The organism is Streptomyces sp. NPDC090119, from assembly GCF_044747085.1.
Classification (GTDB): domain Bacteria; phylum Actinomycetota; class Actinomycetes; order Streptomycetales; family Streptomycetaceae; genus Streptomyces.
The window spans coordinates 541,078-560,282 of record NZ_JBIVDK010000005.1 but is presented as its reverse complement, the minus strand read 5'-3'; the positions used below and the strand labels follow the sequence as shown (position 1 = coordinate 560,282).

The following is a 19,205-nucleotide window of genomic DNA, read 5'->3' as shown; positions in this document are numbered from 1 at the left end:
GCGCTGATTCTGCGCACATACCGAGCGGTATGTCACTAGGGGGAGGGAAAGTCGGCGCTGTGTCCTGTGCCTCGCGCGGTGCTTGACGCGGTGATTCGCACGGTGATCGGCGCGGTGATTCGCGCAGGGCTTCTCAGCGGGCGAGGCCCAGCTCCGGGTCCTCGCGGAGTTTGCCGAGGGCGCGGGAGACGGCGGACTTCACGGTGCCGACGGAGACCCCGAGCAGCTCGGCGGTCCGGGCCTCGCTGAGGTCCTCGTAGTAGCGCAGGACGACCATGGCCCGCTGGCGGGCGGGCAGGCGCAGCACCGCCCGCCACATCGCGTCGCGCAGCGCCTGCCGCTCGGCCGGGTCGTCGCCGCCGGACCGCGGCTCGGGCTCGGGCAGTTCGTCGCAGGCGAACTCGTCCACCCGTCGTCTGCGCCACTGCGAGGTACGGGTGTTGAGCAGGGCGCGGCGCACATAGCCGTCGAGCGCCCGATGGTCCTCGATGCGCTCCCAGGCGACGTACGTCTTGGCCAGCGCGGTCTGCAGCAGGTCCTCGGCATCGCTCGGGTTGGCGGTGAGCGAGCGGGCGGTGCGCAGCAGGGCGGGGTGGCGGGCGTGGACGTAGGAGGCGAAGGAGGGGTACAGCGAGGTGCCGCCCGGCGCGAGCCGGGGGTGGGGAAGGGTCTGCCGCGCTGGTGCGGCGGCGGCCGAGGCGCTGGTGCAGACGGGTGCGGTCATGACTCCACGCTAGGAGCGGGCGCGGCTCCGGGGATCGGCCGGAGGTCCCGAAACCGGGTCCGCCTCAGGTTGTAGGGGTGGGGTTCGCCGGACCTCCTGGAGGTGGAGTGGACCTCCACCCGGCCTGGGGGTTCTCCCGGAGGGGTTCCCGGAGCGGGCCGGGACGCGAGCACGACAGCGGCGCGGCGGGCACCGAAGTGCCGGCCGCGCCGCTGTCATGACCCCGAAGCACACCCCGGCGGAGCCCCTCCCCAGGGACCCCGCCCCGGTCTCACCGGAGAGGTCCGCGGTGACTGCTGTCCATCTCTTCCTCCAGACCCGACTACGGGTTGAGTCAGGGAGGTTGGCCGACCATCCCGACTCGTTTCCTGCGGCGTCGCACCGGAGTACTGCCCGTCCCGTCCCGCCCCAATCTCCCCAGGGGGCACGATTACCACGCAAGCGTGATGACAAGTCGATAAACCCCCATCGCCACATTTCTTCGCCGTGTGGTTCAGACCGGACATCCCCGCCCACTTCCCATACTCGAACGCGTGTACGACCATGGAGGCATGGCCACCTCCGACCGGCAGGCCAGAACACTGGCCCTCGCCCACGCGCTGTCAGCCGCCGAGCGCGGGCTGGCCGTCATCCCCCTGTCCCGGCGGAAGCTCCCGGCGCTGCGCTCCCCGCACCGGGCCGACCCCACGCGTCCGCCGTGCCACGGGGAGTGCGGCCGCTTCGGGCACGGGGTGCACGACGCCTCCGCGGACCCCGTCCGGGTGCGCGCCCTGTTCGCCGCCGCGCCCTGGGCCACCGGCTACGGCATCGCCTGCGGGCTGCCCCCGCACCGGCTGATCGGCGTCGACCTGGACACCAAGCCCGGCACGGACTCCCGGGCCGCGCTGCGCGCCCTCGCGGTACGGCACCGGTTCACGATCCCCGAGACGGTCGTGGTCCTCACCCCGAGCGGCGGGCGTCACCTGTGGCTGACCGGCCCGCCGGACGTGGCCGTCCCCAACTCGGCGAGCCGACTGGCCCCCGGCATCGACATCCGGGGCGTCGGGGGTTACCTGGTCGGCCCCGGCTCACGCGGCACCCACGGCACGTACACGGTGGCACCGGACACCGCCCGGCTCCGCCCGGCTCCGTGTCCCCCCGCCCTGCTGCACCTGCTCCTGCCCCCGCCACCCCGCCCGCCTCGGGCACCCTCCGCCGCCGGGGGCGCGGCGCTGGTCCACTTCGTCCGCACCGCGCACGAGGGCGAGCGCAACGCCCGCCTCTTCTGGGCGGCCTGCCGGGCGTGGGAGCAGGGCATGGGGGCGGCGCTGGCCGGACCGCTCCTGGACGCGGCCCTGGACACCGGGCTGCCGGAACCGGAGGCGCGCGCCACGCTGGCCTCGGCGGCGCGGAGAGTGGGGGTCTAGGAGGTCTGGGCGTCACCGTCGGCGATCACCCCTTGAAGGAGCCCCCGCACCGGCGGATCGTAGAAACGTCACCGCATCCGCTCTCCTCGGAGGAAAAAGTGCCCGAGCTGCACGTCAAGGCATTCGACCACCTGGTCCTCAACGTCGCCGACGTCGAACGCTCCCTCGGCTTCTACACCACCCTCCTCGGCCTCCAGCCCGAGAACGTCGACGAATGGCGCGCCGGGAAGGCCCCGTTCCCCTCCGTCCGCATCAGCCCGGACACGATCATCGACATCGTCGCGGGCACCCGGCACGAGTCCAACGTCGACCACTTCTGCCTGGTGGTGGACCCCCTGGACTGGACCGAGGTCATCGCCTCCGGCCGCTTCACGGTCCTGGAGGGCCCGGTCCAGCGCTCGGGCGCGCGGGGCGAGGCGACGTCGATCTACATCCAGGACCCGGACGGCAACACGATCGAGCTGCGGTGGTACCCGGAGGACAAGAGGGCGTGACGCCGGACCGGAAGCATGCCGAGGCCGAGGCGCTGGTCGGCGGCATGGTGAACGTGGGGGCGGTCTTCCGCCGGGGTGAGCTGGTGGAGCGCCCGGCCCCATCCACTGCGGGCGCCCTGCATCCGTACCTCCGCGCGCTGAAGGAACACGGCTTCGACGCGGCTCCGACGCCTGTCGGTCTCACCGCGGACGGCCGTGAGCGACTGACCTTCGTCCCGGGCGACGTGGCGCTGCCGCCGTTCCCGGACCGGTTCATGACGACGGCCGCGCTCCGATCGGTGGGGAGCCTATTGCGGCGCCTGCACGAGGCCGGAGCGGCCGTCGCGGTCGACACCCGTGCCGAGTGGCCCCGGGACCTTGCCGACCCGGCAGGGGGAACGCTGCTGTGCCACAACGACGTCTGCCCCGAGAACGTCGTCTTCCGTGAGGGACGCGCGGCCGCCCTGATCGATTTCGACATGGCGGCTCCGGGCCGCCCCCTCTGGGACGTGGCCATGACGGCCCGTTACTGGGTGCCCATGCTCGATCCGGCATCCGCGGCAGTCACGTACCCCGTCGGCCTGGACGCGCCCGCGCGGTTGCGGGTCCTCGCCGACGGCTATGGCCTCTCGGCCGGGGAGCGCGCCGAGTTGCCCGGCGTCATCGAACAGGCCACGGAGGTCTGCCGCGCCTTCGTCACCCGGCGCGTGGCCGAGGGCGACCCCGGCTACCTCCGGGCACTGGCCGACCGTGGCGGCTGGGAGCGCTGGGACCGCCTGCGGACCTGGCTGGCGGACCACCGCGAGACGTTCACGGCAGCCCTGCTGAACTGACCGGCCGAGGTACCGCACGCAGAAGGGGCGCCCCCTTGGACGGGAGCGCCCCTTGCTCTGCGGAGGCGGTGGGATTTGAACCCACGGTGACATCGCTGCCACGACGGTTTTCAAGACCGTTCCCTTAGGCCGCTCGGGCACACCTCCCCGCCGCCGCCCACCTGGGGCGGAGCGGGGTACAGCGTACCGGGAGCGAGGGGCGGGCGGGGGAACCGGCTCAGCTGTCGCCGACTCGGGAGCCCAGGGTGAGGTCGACCGTGTGCTGGGAGCCACCGCGGGTGTAGGTGACCTTGACCTTGTCGCCGGGCTTGTGGGTCCAGATCTCGCCGATCAGGGTGGGGCCGCTGTCGATCACGGAGTCGTCCAGCTTGGTGATGACGTCGCCGGGCTTGAGGCCCGCCTTCGCGGCGGGGCCGCTCGGCTCGACCGCGGCCGCGCCGCCCGAGCCCTGGTCGGTGATCTTCGCGCCGTTCGTGGACTCCTCCAGGGAGACCGAGGCGCCGATCTTGGCGTACACCGGCTTGCCGTTCTTGATCAGCTGCTGGGCCACGTACTTGGCCTGGTTGATCGGGATGGCGAAGCCGAGGCCGATCGAGCCGGACTGGCCGGAGCCGAAGCTGCCGCCGCTGGTGGACTGGATGGCGGAGTTGATGCCGATCACCGCGCCGGAGGCGTTCAGCAGCGGGCCGCCGGAGTTGCCCGGGTTGATCGACGCGTCGGTCTGCAGGGCGCTCATGTAGGACGCCTTGCTGCCGGAGCTGCCGTCGCTGGAGGCCACCGGGCGGTTCTTGGCGCTGATGATGCCGGTGGTCACCGTGTTGGACAGCCCGAAGGGGGCGCCGATGGCGATCGTCTCGTCGCCCACCGCGACCTGGTCGGAGTTGCCGAGGGAGAGCGGCTTGAGGTCGGAGGGGGCGTTCTTCAGCTTGACCACGGCCACGTCGTAGCCCTGGGCGTGGCCCACGACCTCGGCGTCGTACTTCCGGCCGTCCGGGAAGGTGGCCGACAGCTTGCCGCCGTCGACCGCCTCGGCGACCACGTGGTTGTTGGTGACGATGTGGCCCTGGGTGTCGAAGACGAACCCGGTGCCCGTACCGCCCTCGCCGCTGTTGCTCTCCGCCTCGATGGTCACCGTGCTGGGCAGCGCCTTGGAGGCGACGCCCGCGATGGTGCCGGGCGCCCGCTTGACCTGCGAGGCGCCGTTGTCGGCGGCGGTGACGGTGGTGGAGCCCTGGCCGTCGTTGTCCTTGGCCAGGGTGTAGCCGAGGCCGCCGCCCAGGCCGCCCGCGACCAGCGCGGCCACCAGCACCGCCGCGATCAGGCCGCCGCGCCCGCCGCCGGCCGGCTTGGGCGCGGGCTGCTGGTAGGCGGCACCCCAGCCGCCGCCCGCACCGCCCGCGCCCGCCGCCTCGCCGTAACCCGGCGTGCCGTGCGGCGGGGGCGGGGGCGGCCAGGCGCCTTCGGGGGCGCCGTAGGTCTGGGTGGCGCCGGGTCCGTACGGATGCTGCTCCGGGGCTCCGGGCGGGCCCGGGGGCACCGGCGGAAGCTGAGCCGTCGCACCCGCGTCGGGCGTACCGCCCTGCGGGGAAGCAGCGGGAGATGCCACCGGCACAGGAGGTGCGGACGGGGCCGGGGGTACCGCGTTGCCCTCGTTCTCGGTGCTCACAGCTCTTCTCTCCTCGATCCACGGCTGTTGTCGTCGGTCGCGCTCGGTCGCACCCGATCGTGCTCGGTGTCGCCACCGGTCGCGTCGCGTCGGATACGGGTCGCGATCGGTCACGTCGGTCCATGGTCGGTCATGCCCGTGGTCGCGCGCACGCCCGTCGTCCGAGACGCTCGGACCGGCGCGAGCGGGCCGCGCGTGGTCCCGTGTCTGTTCTTGTTGTACGCACTCAGCTTTTCCCACGGGCCGTCAGGGCACCGTAAGCGGTCCCTGTGGGACCGTGGGCACTCTTTATATAAGACTTCCCGGACAAAAGTGAGACAAGTATGCGCGGAAGCCCGCTCGATGGCGCGCTCCTCCCCCGCGCATGCCCGCTCGCGCGCCCCGCACAACCCCACGTCGGTGGCACCATGACGCGGTGACCCACGCACCACACCACACCATCCAGGTCGTCGCCCACCGTGGAGCCTCCGAGGACGCGCCCGAACACACCCTCGCCGCCTACCGCAAGGCCATCGAGGACGGCGCGGACGCCCTGGAGTGCGACGTACGGCTCACCGCCGACGGGCACCTGGTCTGCGTCCACGACCGCCGGGTGAACCGCACCTCCAACGGCCGCGGCGCCGTCTCCGCGCTGGAGCTGTCCGACCTCTCCGCCCTCGACTTCGGCTCCTGGAAGGGCCGCGCGGGCCGGGACGAGGAACCCGACTGGGAGCACCGCCCCGAGGACCGCGAGGAGACCTCGGTGCTCACCCTGGAACGGCTGCTCCAACTCGTCGCCGACGCGGGGCGCCGGGTGGAGCTGGCCATCGAGACCAAGCACCCCACCCGCTGGGCCGGGCAGGTCGAGGAACGGCTGCTCACCCTGCTGCGCCGGTACGGGCTGCACGCCCCCGCCTCCCCCGAAGCCTCCCCGGTCCGCGTGATGAGCTTCTCCGCCCGCTCCCTGCACCGGGTGCACACCGCCGCCCCGACCCTGCCCCTGGTGCTGCTCGCCCAGTTCGTCACCCCCCGGCTGCGCGACGGACGGCTGCCCGAGGGCGTCACCATCGCGGGCCCCTCGGTCCGGATCGCCCGCAGCCATCCCGCCTATGTACGGCGGCTCAAGGAGGCCGGGCACCAGGTGCACGTGTGGACCGTGAACGAGCCCGCGGACGTGGACCTCTGTGTGGACCTGGGCGTCGACGCCATCATCACCAACCGTCCGCGCGCGGTGCTGAGCCGCCTCGGCCGCTGACCTCTGCCCTCCTGAAGGAGTGCTCCGGCGCGTTCGCCTCCCGCACCGGGGTCGCGAATGCGTCGGCGGAACGAGACTGGCCGGTTTCCGGTTCAGGCCAAAGGGGCATCCACACCGTGGCGTGAGGCGAAGGAGGTCTCGGGGGTGGCGTTGGTGGTGGCACAAGAAGTGCCCGCGTCGTCGAGCATGGCCGTACCTCATGGCCCTGCCGGCGTGGGGAAGGCGAGGCACCGGATGCGTGCGCAACTGCGCGGCGGCGGGGTCCCCGAACCGGTCGTGGACGACGCCGTGCTGATTCTGTCGGAGCTGCTGAGCAACGCGTGCCGCCATGGGCGCCCGCTGGGCGGGGCGCGGGCCGGGGACGGCGCGGTGCGCGCGGCCTGGCGCGTCGACCCGCGCGGACGGCTCATCGTGGAGGTGACGGACGGCGGCGGCCCGACCCGCCCGGCTCCGGCCACCCCCTCGGTCACCGCGCACGGCGGCCGGGGCCTGAGCATCATCGACGCGCTCGCCGACGACTGGGGTGTCCGGGACGAGGTGCCGGGCGAGGTGACGGTCTGGGTGGTGGTCCACGCGGACGTGCACGATCCCGATGCCGGGGGCCCGCCCGAGTCTTTCGCTACGCGCGTCACCACCCCCGCGCCGGTCGCCGCGCTGGCCGAACTCGGCTTCACGGACACCTTCGAGGGCCTGGCCTGAACGGGCCCGGCAGAAGGGGCCGTTGTCCACAGGTACGGACCGTCCCACCCCGCGTCGTCCACAGGTTCCCGTCGCTCGTGGCCCGAACGACTAGGCTCCCGCCCGTACGAGACCAGCCGTAACCGGGAGACAGCCACGATGGCCAAGAAGCGACCCCAGACCAAGGGCCAGCGCCCGCAGCCGCACGGGGCCGAGGGCGAGGTTCCGGTCGTCGGCGCCCGCGAGGCGTGCCCCTGCGGCAGCGGCCGCCGCTACAAGGCGTGCCACGGCCGGGCGGCCGCGCACGCGGTGACCGAGCTGGTGCAGCGCCCGTTCGAGGGCCTGCCCGGCGAGTGCGACTGGGTGGCGCTGCGCGAGCTGGTCCCGGCCGCGACCGTCGAGCTGACCCTGAAGGACGGCCTGCCCGCGGACGTCCCCTCGGTCACGCTGGCCACCGTGCTGCCGATGGCGTGGCCCGCGCTGCGCCGCGACGACGGCTCGGTGCTGCTGGGCCTGCAGAACGACACCGCCTCCGGCGACATCAGCCGCGACCTCGCCGACACGCTCCAGCGCGCCCTGGTCGCCGAGCCGGGCACCCCGGTGGAGGGCCGCCGCGCCCCCTCCGGCGCGCCCCGCCTCCAGGACCTGCTGGACGCCGACGGCGCCTTCGAGCCGGTCGTGCACAGTGGGTTCGAGTTCTGGGTGCCGGACGCGGAGAACGCCACGCCGGAGGTGACCGCCTCCCTGGAGCGGGCCAACTCCGCCGCGATCCCCACGGTGAAGCTGTCGGGCGTGGACGCCGCGTACTGGTGCGAGACCCCGGAGAAGAACCACCTGCGCTGGGTCATGCCGCACGAGGAGGAGCACCTGCTGGACGCGCTGGCCCGGCTGCACGCGGCGGGCACCTCCAGCCTGGGCGAGGGCACCCGGCTGGTCGGCTCGTTCCGCGCGCACGGGCTGACCGTGCCGGTGTGGGACCTGCCGAGCGGGGTCGGTGCCGAGGAGATCGAGAAGCCCGCGGCGGAGTTCGCCGAGCGGCTGGCCGCGGCCCTCGCGGTGACCGAGCCGCTCACCCCGGAGGAGCGCCGGGCGCGTGGCGGTCTCACCAACCGGCAGGTCACCCTCAGCTGACCCGGCCGAGGCCGTGTGGAGCGGGTGACTCCTGTCACAACTCCTCGGTGTGACAAGCGAATCGGTGTCCGAATGGGCCGGACCGAATTTGCGAACCGCCGATCTCTTGTTACCGTTCGAGTAGCCCGGTTGCTGGTGCATCCCCCGTCGCCAGCAACCGGGTCTTTCTATGCCCGCACCGCGTGGCGTCAGCCGTAGCTGATCCTCAACTTCCGTTCACATCAACGGAGTTGCTGCCCGAGCGGAGCAGTAGCGGGCCTTCGGCCCCGGCCGCGAACTCGGAGACGGCCGTGTAGGCGGCTACCGTCCCCCGGGTGCGTTCGCGGGGTGTCTCACAGGTGGCGGGAGCGTCGTCCGCGCCGATGGCGCACGTGGTGCGCACGGCCCGGCCGTCCGGTCCCAGCAGACTCAAGGAAGCGTCCAGCGGCTCGCCGGTGGTGTTGCGGTAGTAGACCCGCGCCCAGGTGTCACCGCCCCGCGTCAGCACACAGGTCTGCGCCTCCAGCCCGTCCGGCGAGGCGAGTTCGGGTCCGCAGCGGGTGACGGTGATCCGGTCCGCAGAACGGGACGCGGAAGCCGAGGGCACACGCGAGACCCCGGCCCGCGCGGGCGCACCCTCGTCCGAACCGTCCACCGGCCCGGCCGACGCCACGGTCAGCGGCAGCAGCAGCGCGGCCGCCACCAGGGTCGCCAGGACGGAGGTGCGGAGCGGTCCGGCTACCGGCCCGTCCGCGCGGGGCCGGTGATTTCGCAGCATGGGCGGAACATAACGAGCGCGCGCGGCCCGAAGGCCCCGCGCGCCCCCGACACCCCTACAACTCGGGCGCGCTCACACCCGTACGAGTGAGGGCCTCGACCACCGCGTCCACCACGGCCTCCACGTCGGGCACCCAGGGGGAGGCGGAGCCGGGCAGCGGGGCGCGCTCCCAGTGGACGTCGCCCGCACCGGTCGTGGAGGGCGGGAGGGCGAGGTAGCCGCCCTCGCCGTGGAAGCGGAGCGAGCCGGGGACGAAGTCCTTGGCGTACAGCAGTTCGCCCAACTGCTCCATGGAATAGGGCTTCACGAGGATCGCCCAACGGTGCGGGGCGGCGACGACCGGGCCGAGCCGCATGCCGCGCCGGTCGAGCAGCGCGAGCGCGCGGGCTCCGGCCTCGGCGGGCAGGCTGACCGCGCAGGGTGCCTGGCCGCCGGTGGCCAGGACGATCGGCGCGTCCGGCCTGCTGGTCCACCACCAGCGCACCATGCGGGCGTCGGTCGTGGCCGCGAGCAGATCGGGGTCGCCGGGGTGGGCGCCGGGCACCGTGCAGGCCGGGTCGGGGCAGGAGCAGCCGGCCGGGCCCCGCGGATCGGGGGCCACGCCGGGCAGTACGGGCCATCGCCAGGTCGCCGCGACGGTCGTGGCCGCGTCGATCAGCGCCGGGCCGTCGTCGTCCCGCCGGGGCGGCAGTCCGCGTCGCCTTCCGAGGATCTCGCGCATGAGCGCTCGTTCCTTTCCGTTGCACCGCTGGCAACACCGTGGACATCACAACATGTGTGGATCACTTCACTGTGCGTACCTGTTGGCGCATCACGCCCCCGCGTACGGCGCGGGGAACCCCCAGGGGTGGAGCATCGGACGCGTCCGACGTGCGGTTCCGCAGGAGCACGGACACGGCACGGGGGTGGCGAAGTCTGGCGTTTTGCCGTCGCGCGTGTTTCTCTCCGCCTCCGCCGCGGGAGGATGGGGCACGGCCGTCGGTGGTTATGACGTCCGAGTCCTTCGCCAGGTTCCGGGCGGCCTCCGGCCACCCCTGGTCTTCTCTCGAGTACGTACCCCGCACGACCGTGGTGACGCTCCGTCGAGCAGGGCCAGTCGACCGCAATGCAGCTCCACCCGAGGCAGTTTCAAGCCAACTTGCCAGTAGGGCAAGGGGTTCCGGGCAATCCCTCGCCGGCCCCACCAACACCAGGAATCCCCGCAGGACAATGCTGGACATCCCCTCACGAGTGCGTGTACATGTGGAGACACTGCTAGCGGCGCAGAATCACATGGGGGTTTGCGATGCTTTTCAGTAAGACGCACCGGTCCGAGAGCCGGACGCCATGAACGCCCCTCACCCTCCGAAAGTGGCCGGAATCGATCCCACGGTTCCCACTCCGACCCACACTGTCGCGCCCGCACCCCCCGTCCCGGAAGCCGGTCCCGCACCGGACGCCCCGGCAGGCACTCCACCCCCCGTGGCCGTCTCCGGCGCCCCCGGCAGTCTGCTCCAGGACCGGCTGGCCGGCTGGGTATCCGACCTCACCACCCTCCATGAGCTGACCGAGCGGATGTGCAGAACCTCCGCCCTGGACACCGCACTTGAGGAACTCCTGCGCGCCGGTGCCGCCCTCGTGGGCGCCCGGCGCGGTCTGGTCGTATGGGAGCCCGACGACGGACTCGGCCCCCGCACCACCGTCGGCCACGGCCTCGGCAGAGCCGACCTCGGCCACCTGGAGACCGTCCCGCGCGAGGCCCTGCTGACCAGCACCGCGGACCTCCTCGCCGAGCCCGGCCTCGACCCCCGCCACCGCGAGGTCGCCGCCCGCCTCGGCTACGCCGCCCAACACGCCGTCCCCCTGGCCACCGACGACGCCCGCCTCGGCACCGCCGTCTGGCTCTACGACGAGCCCGCCGCACCCGACGAACACCACCGACATCTGATCGGCCGCTACCTCCGCCAGGCCGCCGAACACCTCGCCCTGCTGCTGGAGGTGGAGCGCACCCGCGCGTACGCGGCGACCCTCACCGGGGAACTGCTGCCCGCCCGGCTCCCCCGGCTGCCCGGCGTCCAGCTCGCCGTCCGGCACCGCACCGGCCCGCGCGGCGGCGGCGACTGGTACGACGCGCTGCCGCTGCCCGACGCCGCCCTCGGCCTCTCCGTGGGCTCGGTCACCGGCGGCGGACCCGGCGCCGTCGCCGCGATGGGCCGACTGCGCGCCTCGCTGCGGGCCTACGCCGTGATGGAGGGCGAGGACCCGGTCGCCGTCCTGTCCGACCTGGAGCTGCTGCTGCGGCTGACCGAGCCCGCCCGCTCGGCCACCGCCTTGTTCGCCTACTGCGAGCCCGGCGCACGCCGGATCACCCTGGCCGGTGCCGGGCACAGCCCGCCGCTGCTGACCGGGGAGCGCCGCACCGAGTACGCCGAGACCTCCCTGTCCGCCCCGCTCGGCATGCTCGCCTGCTGGGAGGCGCCCAGCGTGGAGTTCCGCGTCGAGCCCGGAGAGACGGTTCTGCTCTACACCGACGGGCTGCTGCGCCGTACAGGCGAGACCATGGACCGGGCCTTCGCCCGGCTGCGCTCGGCCGCTGCGAGCGTGCCGCGGGCCCTGCGCGGCGACCCCGGCGCCGTCGCCGACCATGTCCTGGCCACCCTCCTGCCGGGCGACACCGCCCGCGGCGACGAGGACGTGGTGCTGCTTGCGGCCCGCTTCGGCTGAGCCCCGGCATGAGCACGACCGGTCCGGTTTCGGTACGAACGTACGATGATGGGAGGCACCCCTGCTCGGGCATGGACGCGAGCGCCGCGTGCCCCCTGGGGGAGATCACACGCCGTACCGAGGAGGATCAGTGTCCGACGAGCTCAACCCGGCCGTTCCCGACGAGGCCACCGAGGCCGAGAAGCCCATCAAGCAGCGCAAGAACGGCCTCTACCCCGGTGTCTCCGACGAGCTGGCGGAGAACATGCGCTCCGGCTGGGCCGACACCGAGCTGCGTGACCTGGCGCCGATCCCGCAGGCCGCCGACACCGCGCGCCGCCGCGCCGCGCTGTCCGCCCGCTTCCCCGGCGAGCGCCTGGTGATCCCCGCGGGCAACCTGAAGACCCGCTCGAACGACACCGAGTACGCCTTCCGCGCCGCCACCGAGTACGCCTACCTCACCGGCAACCAGACCGAGGACGGCGTCCTGGTCCTGGAGCCGGTCACCGCGGGCGGCCACCGCGCGACCATCTACCTGCTGCCCCGCTCCGACCGCGAGAACGGCGAGTTCTGGCTGTCCGGCCAGGGCGAGCTGTGGGTCGGCCGCCGCCACTCCCTCACCGAGTCCGAGGCGCTGTACGGCATCCCGGCCGCCGACGTCCGCGAGCTGGCCGCCGCGCTGCGCGAGGCCACCGGCCCGGTCCGCGTGGTGCGCGGCCACGACGCCGGGATCGAGTCGGCCCTGACCGACAAGGTCACCGCCGAACGCGACGAGGAGCTGCGCGTCTTCCTCTCCGAGGCCCGCCTCGTCAAGGACGACTTCGAGATCGGCGAGCTGCAGAAGGCCGTCGACTCCACCGTGCGCGGCTTCGAGGACGTGGTGAAGGTCCTCGACAAGGCCGAGGCCACCTCCGAGCGCTACATCGAGGGCACCTTCTTCCTCCGCGCGCGCGTGGAGGGCAACGACATCGGCTACGGCTCGATCTGCGCCTCCGGCCCGCACGCCTGCACCCTGCACTGGGTGCGCAACGACGGCCCGGTCCGCTCCGGCGACCTGCTGCTGCTCGACGCGGGCGTGGAGACCCACACCCTCTACACCGCCGACGTCACCCGCACCCTCCCGGTCGACGGCACCTACACCGACGTCCAGCGCAGGATCTACGACGCGGTGTACGAGGCCCAGGAGGCCGGGATCGCCGCGGTGAAGCCCGGCGCCGGGTTCCGCGACTTCCACGACGCCGCCCAGCGCGTGCTCACCGAGAAGCTGGTGGAGTGGGGCCTCGTCGAGGGCCCGGTCGAGCGCGTCCTGGAGCTGGGCCTGCAGCGCCGCTGGACCCTGCACGGCACCGGCCACATGCTCGGCATGGACGTCCACGACTGCGCGGTCGCCCGCACCGAGACCTACGTCGACGGCACCCTGGAGCCCGGCATGGTCCTCACCGTCGAGCCCGGCCTGTACTTCCAGGCCGACGACCTGACGGTGCCCGAGGAGTACCGGGGCATCGGCGTCCGGATCGAGGACGACATCCTCGTCACCGCCGACGGCAACCGGAACCTGTCGGCGGGCCTGCCGCGCCGCTCCGCGGACGTCGAGGCGTGGATGGCGTCGCTCAAGGCCTGACGGCACGACGAACGCATGACGAAGGGCCGGGCATCGTGCCCGGCCCTTCCGTGTCGGACCCCTCACGCGGTGAGCAGCGAGGGGTCCTTCTTCCACTTCAGGACCTTGTCGAAGCTGACCACGGTGCCAGTGCGGCCCGGCCGGGCGCCGATGTGCACGTGGTCGGCCAGCTCCCGGATCAGACACAGACCCCGGCCGTCCTCGGCGTCCACGCGGGCCATCCGGATGCCCAGGGCCGGTGCGGGCGCGACACCGGGGCCCGAGTCGGCCACCTCGATGCGGCACTTCTCGCCGTCCAGATAGGCGGTCACCCGGTACGCCTCCGAGCGCTCCCCGCACGCGGTGCCGCCGTGCTCCACGGCGTTGGCACACGCCTCGGTCAGGGCCACGGAGATGTCGTACGAGACGTCGGGGTCGACCCCGGCCGTCTCCATGGTGCCGATCAGCAGTCGCCGGGCGAGCGGGACGCTCGCGGCGTCGCGGCGCAGATGGAGTGACCACCAGATGCTCATGCTCCAGCCTCCTGGCCGCGGCTCGACATACCGTTACCTATTGCCGCGCGTGCGCACCGGTAAGCCCCCCGATGACGTGATGCCCCCCATATGGTCGATGTGCGCCGGGACGAATCGGGGTATGACGTACGGCCGATGCGGCGGCGCGCGTCCCGGTGGTGGCGTGATCCGGCGGCCCTGCCTCGGGGGTGCGGCGGGCGCAGTGCGATGATGAGCCCCGCCATGAGTGCCCCTCACCCGCGCACGGCGCGGTCCGGACCCCGGGTCCGGCTTCTGCGGGCCGCGGTCTTCGCCGCGGTCTGTGTCGTGCTGGCCGCCGCCGGGCACACCATGGCCTCCTGCGCGAACGTCCCCCTGTGGACGCTCGGCGCAGGATTCCTGGGCTCCCTGCTGGTCATGGCGCCGCTCGCCGGCCGTGCCCGCTCGGTGCCCGCCATCGCGGCCCTCCTCGCCCTCGGTCAGCTGGCCCTGCACACGCTGTTCGGCCTCGGCCAGCACACGGCGGCGACGGGCGGCGGGACCCCGATGGGCGCCATGGCCTCCATGGGCGCCACGCACTCCGGTGCGGCCGACGACGAGATGGTCCAGCGGGCCGCGCAGCTGCTGTGCGGGTCCGGCCCGGCCACCCTCACCCCCGGCCACGCCTACCGGCTGCTGCTCGACGCGCGCCTCATCGACGCCTCGGGCCGCTTCACGGACCGCGCGCCCACCGGCGGGCACGCCTCCGACCTGGCCGGTTCGCCGCTCGGCTGGCTGCCCTCACTGCCGATGCTTCTCGGCCACCTCCTCGCGGCCCTCGCCCTGGGCTGGCTGCTGCGCCGGGGCGACCTGGCCGTGCTGCGGCTGATCGAGCTGTCGACGCACGGGGTCGCGGAGGGCGCGCTCGTCCGTTCGCTGCGCGCCGCGCTCGCGCTGACCCGCGCCCTGTACGCAGGGCTGCTGCCCGCGACCGGGCCCGTTCCGCGCGTGCGCCGCACCGGCCGGGACGAGACACCGCTGCCGCGGGCCGAGGCACTCCAGCACTCGGTGATCCGGCGCGGCCCGCCCGCCGACGGGTTCCGTCTCGCCGCCTGACGCGACCACCGCTCCCGTACGTACGAGGAGGGGAGGGGCCGCCGTCGTGCGGCACGCGCGCGTGCGCCTCTCGGGCGTCCCGCGCACCCCTCACCGTCACCGGGCTCAGCACCGGATCTCGCTCAAGAGCGGAGTTTCCCCAGCATGCAGATCTCCCGTACCGCCTCCCGTGTCACCGCCGCCGTCGCCGTGGCGGGCGCGACCGTCCTCGCCGTGTCGGTCCCCGCGTTCGCTCACGTCAGCGTGCAGCCGGAGGGCACCGCGGCCAAGGGCGGCTATGCCACCGTGGACTTCAAGGTGCCCAACGAGCGTGACAACGCCTCCACCACCAAGCTCGAGGTCAACCTCCCCGCCGACCACCCGCTGGCCTCCGTCATGCCGCAGCCGGTGCCGGGCTGGAAGGTGCAGGTGACCAAGTCCAAGCTGGACAAGCCGCTGACCATGCACGGCGAGAAGATCGGCGAGGCCGTCACCAAGGTCACCTGGACCGCCGACGGCAAGGGCATCGAGCCGGGCTACTTCCAGAAGTTCCCGCTCTCCCTGGGCGCGCTGCCCGAGGACACCGACCAGCTCGTCTTCAAGGCGATCCAGACGTACTCCAACAAGGAGGTCGTCCGCTGGATCGAGGTGCCGCAGGAGGGCCAGGACGAGCCGGAGAACCCGGCCCCGACGCTGGCGCTGTCCGCCGCGACCGACGACCACCACGGCACGGCGGCGGCCGCGGGTGACGACGCCAAGGGCGGCGACAAGGACGACGCCCATGAGGCGACGGCCGCCGCCGACTCCGACGGCACCGACACCACCGCCCGGGTGCTGGGCATCGTCGGCATCGTGATCGGCGTCGCGGGCGTGGCCTACGGCGTCCTCGCGGGCCGCCGCCGCACCGCCTGACCCCTCTCTGATCCGCGTGCGCCGGGGCCGTGCCCGCCCGGTACGGCCCCGGCGCACGCGGGAGCTCTCGACCCCCCTGGGACATCTCTCCATGCTTTCTCCGCGCAAGAAGACCCTGGCCGCGGCCGCGCTGCTGGCCGCCGCCGCCTTCACCCTGTCCGCCTGCGGCAGCGATGACGACTCCGCCTCGCCCGTCTCCGTGGTCTCCGAGGAGGGCGGCTCCGACAAGGCCGCCACCGTCCTCGACCAGCCCTTCGCCAAGCCCGACCTGGTCCTCACCGACACCCACGGCAAGAAGTACGACCTGCGGGCCGCGACCAAGGGCCACCCGACGCTCGTCTACTTCGGCTACACCCACTGCCCCGACGTGTGCCCCACGACGATGAGCAACCTCGCCGTCGCCAAGAAGGCGCTGCCCAAGGCCGAGCAGGACGATCTCCGCGTCGTGTTCGTCACCACCGACCCCGGCCGCGACACCCCGGCCGAGCTGGGCAAGTGGCTCAACAGCATCGACCCGGGCTTCACCGGCCTGACCGGCGACTTCTCCACCATCCAGGCGGGCGCCCGCTCGCTGGGCATCTCCATCGAGCCGACCAGCAAGGACAAGAACGGCAAGACCGTCTCCGTCCACGGCACCCAGGTCATCGCCTTCTCCCCGAAGACGGACGGCGGCTACGTCCTCTACGGCGAGGACGCCACCGTCGACGACTGGACCAAGGACCTGCCCAAGCTCGTCCGCGGGGCGAAGCCGTGAAGCGGGCCGCACTGCCCGTCACCGCCCTCGCCGCCGCCCTGGCCCTCGCGGGCTGCGGCTCCGGACAGGGGTCCGGCGAGCCCGAGCTGTCGGTGAGCGCCACCTACATGCCCCAGCCGGTCGCCGCCGACATGGCCGCGGGCTTCCTCACCGTCACCAACAAGGGCGGCGAGCAGGACGAGCTGACCTCGGTCAGCAGCGACATCGGCCGGGTCACCATGCACAGCACCAGCGGCGGCACCATGGCCGAGCGCACCTCCTTCGCGGTGCCCGCCCACGGCAGGCTCGTCTTCCGGAGCGGCGGCAACCACCTGATGTTCGAGCAGCTCAAGCAGAAGCCGCGCCAGGGGCAGACCGTCAAGCTCAAGCTGGGCTTCGCCCGGTCCGGTCCGCTCACCGTCGAGATGCCGGTGCGGTCCGCCACGTACAACCCGTCGACCGGACACTGAGGGAGGGACCACCTTGACGCCGACCATCACCCCCCGGCTGCGCACCCTGGTACTGCTGCTCCTCGCCGTCACCGGCGCGCTGCTCGCGGGCGCCGCGCCCGCCTCCGCGCACGCCGCGCTGACCGGCAGCGACCCCGCGCAGGGGGTGGTGGTCGACCGGGCGCCCACCCAGATCTCGCTCACCTTCTCCGAGCAGGTGGCGATGGGCGACAACTCGCTGCGCGTGCTCGACCCCAAGGGCAAGCCGGTGCAGTCGGGCGGCCCGGTGAACGTCAGCGGCACCACGTACGCGGTCCGGCTGCACGCCGGGCTCGCCGACGGCACCTACACGGTGGCCTACCAGGTCGTCTCCGCCGACAGCCATCCCGTCGCCGGGGCCTACACCTTCTCCATCGGCGCCCCCTCGCGCACCGTCGTCTCCCCCGACGCGGGGGCGGGAGCGGGTGGCGGAGTCGTGGGCGGGCTGTACGCCGTCGGCCGCTACTTGTCCTACGCGGGCTTCATCGTGCTGGTCGGCGGCGCCGCCTTCGTCCTGGCCTGCTGGCGGCAGGGCGCGGGGGTACGGGCGCTGCAGCGGCTGGTGGTCGGGGGCTGGCTGACGCTCACCGCGGCCACGCTGGGGCTGCTGCTCCTGCGCGGCTCGTACACCTCGTCCGGCAAGCTCGGGGACGTCTTCGACCTCGATCTGCTCGGGCAGGTGCTCCAGACCAAGACCGGTGCGGCGCTGGTCTCCCGGCTGCTGCTGCTCGCCGCCGCCGCGCTGTTCGTCGCGGTGCTCTTCGGGGCGTACGCGCGGCGGGAAGAGGAGGCGGGGGCCGACGAGGACGCGGCCGCCGAGCGGCGTGACCTGGGCTTCGGGCTCGCCATCGGCGGGATCGTCGTCGCGGCCGGGCTCGCGGCGAGCTGGGCCATGGCCGAGCACGCCTCCACCGGGCTCCAGCCGGGCATCGCCATGCCGGTCGACATCGTGCACCTGCTCGCCGTCGCCGGCTGGTTCGGCGGGCTGACCGCGCTGCTCGTCGCCCTGTACCGGGCGCCCGCCGAGACCCCGCTCGGCACGGATGCCGTGCGGCGCTTCTCCCGGCTCGCCTTCGCCTCCGTCCTCGCGCTGGTCGCCACCGGCGTCTACCAGTCCTGGCGCCAGCTGGGCTCCTGGTCGGCCTTCACCGACACGCGGTACGGGCAGTTGCTGCTGGTCAAGCTGGGTCTCGTGGCCGTCATGGTGGGGCTGGCGTGGATCTCGCGGCGGTGGACGGGGCGGCTGGCCGAGCGGGGGATGCCTGAAGCCGAGGCAGCCGAGGATGCCCCGTCGGCCGAGGCGCAGGAGGAGACACCCCTCTCCGCCACCGTGCCGACTCCCGCCGCAGCGGCCGAGGTCGGCGGCGCGGGGCAGGCCGGGGCGGGTGCGGCGGCGACGGCTGAGCCGCCCGTCGACGAGCGTGCCCACGTGCCCGGGCAGGCCGCCCGCGCCACCACCGTGCCGGGCGACTCCGCCGCCGGGGCCGGTGGCGAGAAGGAGGCCTCCACGGCAGCCACCGAGCCGTCCGGCACCGGGGCTCATGAGCAGGCGCCCCTCTCCGTCACGGCTGCCACCGCCGAGCGGGATGGGCGGGGAGAGGTCGCCACCGCGACCACCGAGCCGACCGACAGCGAGCAGATTCCCCTCGCCGCCGCCGCCGGGCCGGACGGGAAGGGCGCGGATTCTGCGGGAGTCGCCGGGTCGGCAGACGCCGACCCCGGCCGGGCCGCTCAGCTCGCCCGGCAGCGGGACGCCGTCGAGGACGCCCGGCGCAAGCGGCTGCGCGACGCCGATCCGAACCGTTCCGGCCTGCGTCGGTCGGTGCTCGCGGAGGCGGCCGTGGCCGTCGTCCTGCTCGCCGTGACCACCGCGCTCACCCAGACCGAGCCCGGCCGCACCGAGCAGGAGGCCAGGGCGGCCGCTGCCCCGGCCGCCAGTTCCCCGGCCGACACCTCCGGCGCCCTCACCCTCGACATGCCCTTCGACACCGGCGGCACGAACGGCAAGGGCCTGGTCCGGATCGACCTCGACCCGGCCCGCGTCGGCGCCAACGAGATGCACCTCTACGTCCAGCGGCCCGACGGCCGCCCGTACGACATCCCCGAGGTGAAGGTCGCCCTCACCCTGAAGGCGAAGAAGATCGGGCCGCTGCCCGTGGCCCCGGAACACATCACCACCGGCCACTGGGCGGCGAGCGGTGTCCAGGTCCCCATGGCGGGAGACTGGGAGGTCGCCGTCACCGTACGGACCTCCGACATCGACCAGGTGACCGTCTCCAAGAACGCGCAGATCGGCTGAACC

Annotated in this window: 18 protein-coding genes and 1 tRNA gene; 13 read left to right on the top strand and 6 right to left on the bottom strand. The window is 73.4% G+C overall.

Features of this window, described 5'->3' with window-relative positions; all coding sequences use genetic code 11:
- Positions 1-133 precede the first annotated feature (133 nt).
- Complete coding sequence (locus ACIPPM_RS24065) at positions 134-724, bottom strand: SigE family RNA polymerase sigma factor (RefSeq protein WP_401451270.1); 591 nt, start codon at positions 722-724, stop codon at positions 134-136.
- Positions 725-1,275: 551 nt separating this feature from the next.
- On the opposite strand from ACIPPM_RS24065, the gene ACIPPM_RS24060 reads away from it, so the two are divergent.
- From ACIPPM_RS24060 to ACIPPM_RS24050, 3 genes are all read left to right on the top strand, one after another.
- Positions 1,276-2,130: a bifunctional DNA primase/polymerase gene (locus ACIPPM_RS24060; RefSeq protein ID WP_401451267.1), complete on the top strand. Its 855-nt coding sequence runs from the start codon at positions 1,276-1,278 to the stop codon at positions 2,128-2,130.
- A 107-nt stretch (positions 2,131-2,237) separates the two neighbouring features.
- Entirely contained in the window at positions 2,238-2,624 is a 387-nt protein-coding gene (locus tag ACIPPM_RS24055; RefSeq protein ID WP_401451506.1) for a VOC family protein, read from the top strand.
- 44 nt (positions 2,625-2,668) lie between these two features.
- Complete coding sequence (locus ACIPPM_RS24050; RefSeq protein WP_401451503.1) at positions 2,669-3,436, top strand: phosphotransferase; 768 nt, start codon at positions 2,669-2,671, stop codon at positions 3,434-3,436.
- Between the two features lie 60 nt (positions 3,437-3,496).
- On the opposite strand, the gene ACIPPM_RS24045 is transcribed toward ACIPPM_RS24050, so the two are convergent.
- Both ACIPPM_RS24045 and ACIPPM_RS24040 read right to left on the bottom strand, forming a co-directional pair.
- Positions 3,497-3,583, bottom strand: a tRNA-Ser gene (locus ACIPPM_RS24045).
- A 70-nt stretch (positions 3,584-3,653) separates the two neighbouring features.
- Positions 3,654-5,102 carry a S1C family serine protease gene (locus ACIPPM_RS24040; protein ID WP_401451264.1) on the bottom strand — a complete coding sequence of 483 codons (1,449 nt, stop codon included), beginning with the start codon at positions 5,100-5,102 and terminating at the stop codon, positions 3,654-3,656.
- A 415-nt stretch (positions 5,103-5,517) separates the two neighbouring features.
- Here ACIPPM_RS24040 and ACIPPM_RS24035 point away from each other — a divergent pair, with 415 nt between their 5' ends.
- The 3 genes from ACIPPM_RS24035 (at position 5,518) to ACIPPM_RS24025 (ending at position 8,145) form a co-directional block, all read left to right on the top strand.
- A complete protein-coding gene (locus tag ACIPPM_RS24035; RefSeq protein WP_401451263.1) occupies positions 5,518-6,336 on the top strand; it encodes a glycerophosphodiester phosphodiesterase in 819 nt (272 codons plus the stop codon).
- A gap of 57 nt (positions 6,337-6,393) precedes the next feature.
- Entirely contained in the window at positions 6,394-7,035 is a 642-nt protein-coding gene (locus tag ACIPPM_RS24030) for an ATP-binding protein (protein ID WP_401451261.1), read from the top strand.
- Positions 7,036-7,173: 138 nt separating this feature from the next.
- Complete coding sequence (locus ACIPPM_RS24025) at positions 7,174-8,145, top strand: DUF5926 family protein (RefSeq protein WP_389003492.1); 972 nt, start codon at positions 7,174-7,176, stop codon at positions 8,143-8,145.
- A gap of 205 nt (positions 8,146-8,350) precedes the next feature.
- Here ACIPPM_RS24025 and ACIPPM_RS24020 read toward each other — a convergent pair whose 3' ends face one another.
- Both ACIPPM_RS24020 and ACIPPM_RS24015 read right to left on the bottom strand, forming a co-directional pair.
- Positions 8,351-8,902: a hypothetical protein gene (locus ACIPPM_RS24020; RefSeq protein WP_401451258.1), complete on the bottom strand. Its 552-nt coding sequence runs from the start codon at positions 8,900-8,902 to the stop codon at positions 8,351-8,353.
- Between the two features lie 55 nt (positions 8,903-8,957).
- Positions 8,958-9,623 (bottom strand): bifunctional DNA primase/polymerase, encoded by a 666-nt coding sequence (locus ACIPPM_RS24015; RefSeq protein ID WP_401451255.1) that lies wholly within the window; start codon positions 9,621-9,623, stop codon positions 8,958-8,960.
- A gap of 605 nt (positions 9,624-10,228) precedes the next feature.
- Between ACIPPM_RS24015 and ACIPPM_RS24010 the strand changes: the two genes are divergently transcribed.
- Both ACIPPM_RS24010 and ACIPPM_RS24005 read left to right on the top strand, forming a co-directional pair.
- On the top strand, positions 10,229-11,605 hold the full coding sequence (locus ACIPPM_RS24010) for a SpoIIE family protein phosphatase (protein ID WP_401451253.1): 1,377 nt from the start codon (positions 10,229-10,231) through the stop codon (positions 11,603-11,605).
- 130 nt (positions 11,606-11,735) lie between these two features.
- Complete coding sequence (locus tag ACIPPM_RS24005) at positions 11,736-13,205, top strand: aminopeptidase P family protein (RefSeq protein ID WP_401451251.1); 1,470 nt, start codon at positions 11,736-11,738, stop codon at positions 13,203-13,205.
- 62 nt (positions 13,206-13,267) lie between these two features.
- On the opposite strand, the gene ACIPPM_RS24000 is transcribed toward ACIPPM_RS24005, so the two are convergent.
- Positions 13,268-13,717, bottom strand: a complete 450-nt coding sequence (locus tag ACIPPM_RS24000; RefSeq protein WP_393594389.1) for an ATP-binding protein — start codon at positions 13,715-13,717, stop codon at positions 13,268-13,270.
- 222 nt (positions 13,718-13,939) lie between these two features.
- Between ACIPPM_RS24000 and ACIPPM_RS23995 the strand changes: the two genes are divergently transcribed.
- The 5 genes from ACIPPM_RS23995 (at position 13,940) to ACIPPM_RS23975 (ending at position 19,202) form a co-directional block, all read left to right on the top strand.
- A complete protein-coding gene (locus tag ACIPPM_RS23995) occupies positions 13,940-14,791 on the top strand; it encodes a hypothetical protein (RefSeq protein WP_401451249.1) in 852 nt (283 codons plus the stop codon).
- Between the two features lie 144 nt (positions 14,792-14,935).
- On the top strand, positions 14,936-15,682 hold the full coding sequence (locus tag ACIPPM_RS23990) for a YcnI family protein (protein WP_401451247.1): 747 nt from the start codon (positions 14,936-14,938) through the stop codon (positions 15,680-15,682).
- Between the two features lie 91 nt (positions 15,683-15,773).
- Positions 15,774-16,436, top strand: coding sequence for an SCO family protein (locus ACIPPM_RS23985; RefSeq protein ID WP_401451245.1), 663 nt, complete (start codon positions 15,774-15,776; stop codon positions 16,434-16,436).
- Positions 16,433-16,885: a copper chaperone PCu(A)C gene (locus ACIPPM_RS23980; protein ID WP_161187838.1), complete on the top strand. Its 453-nt coding sequence runs from the start codon at positions 16,433-16,435 to the stop codon at positions 16,883-16,885. The genes ACIPPM_RS23985 and ACIPPM_RS23980 overlap by 4 nt, the downstream gene beginning before the upstream one ends.
- Positions 16,886-16,898: 13 nt before the next feature.
- Entirely contained in the window at positions 16,899-19,202 is a 2,304-nt protein-coding gene (locus ACIPPM_RS23975; protein WP_401451243.1) for a copper resistance protein CopC, read from the top strand.
- Positions 19,203-19,205: the final 3 nt, after the last annotated feature.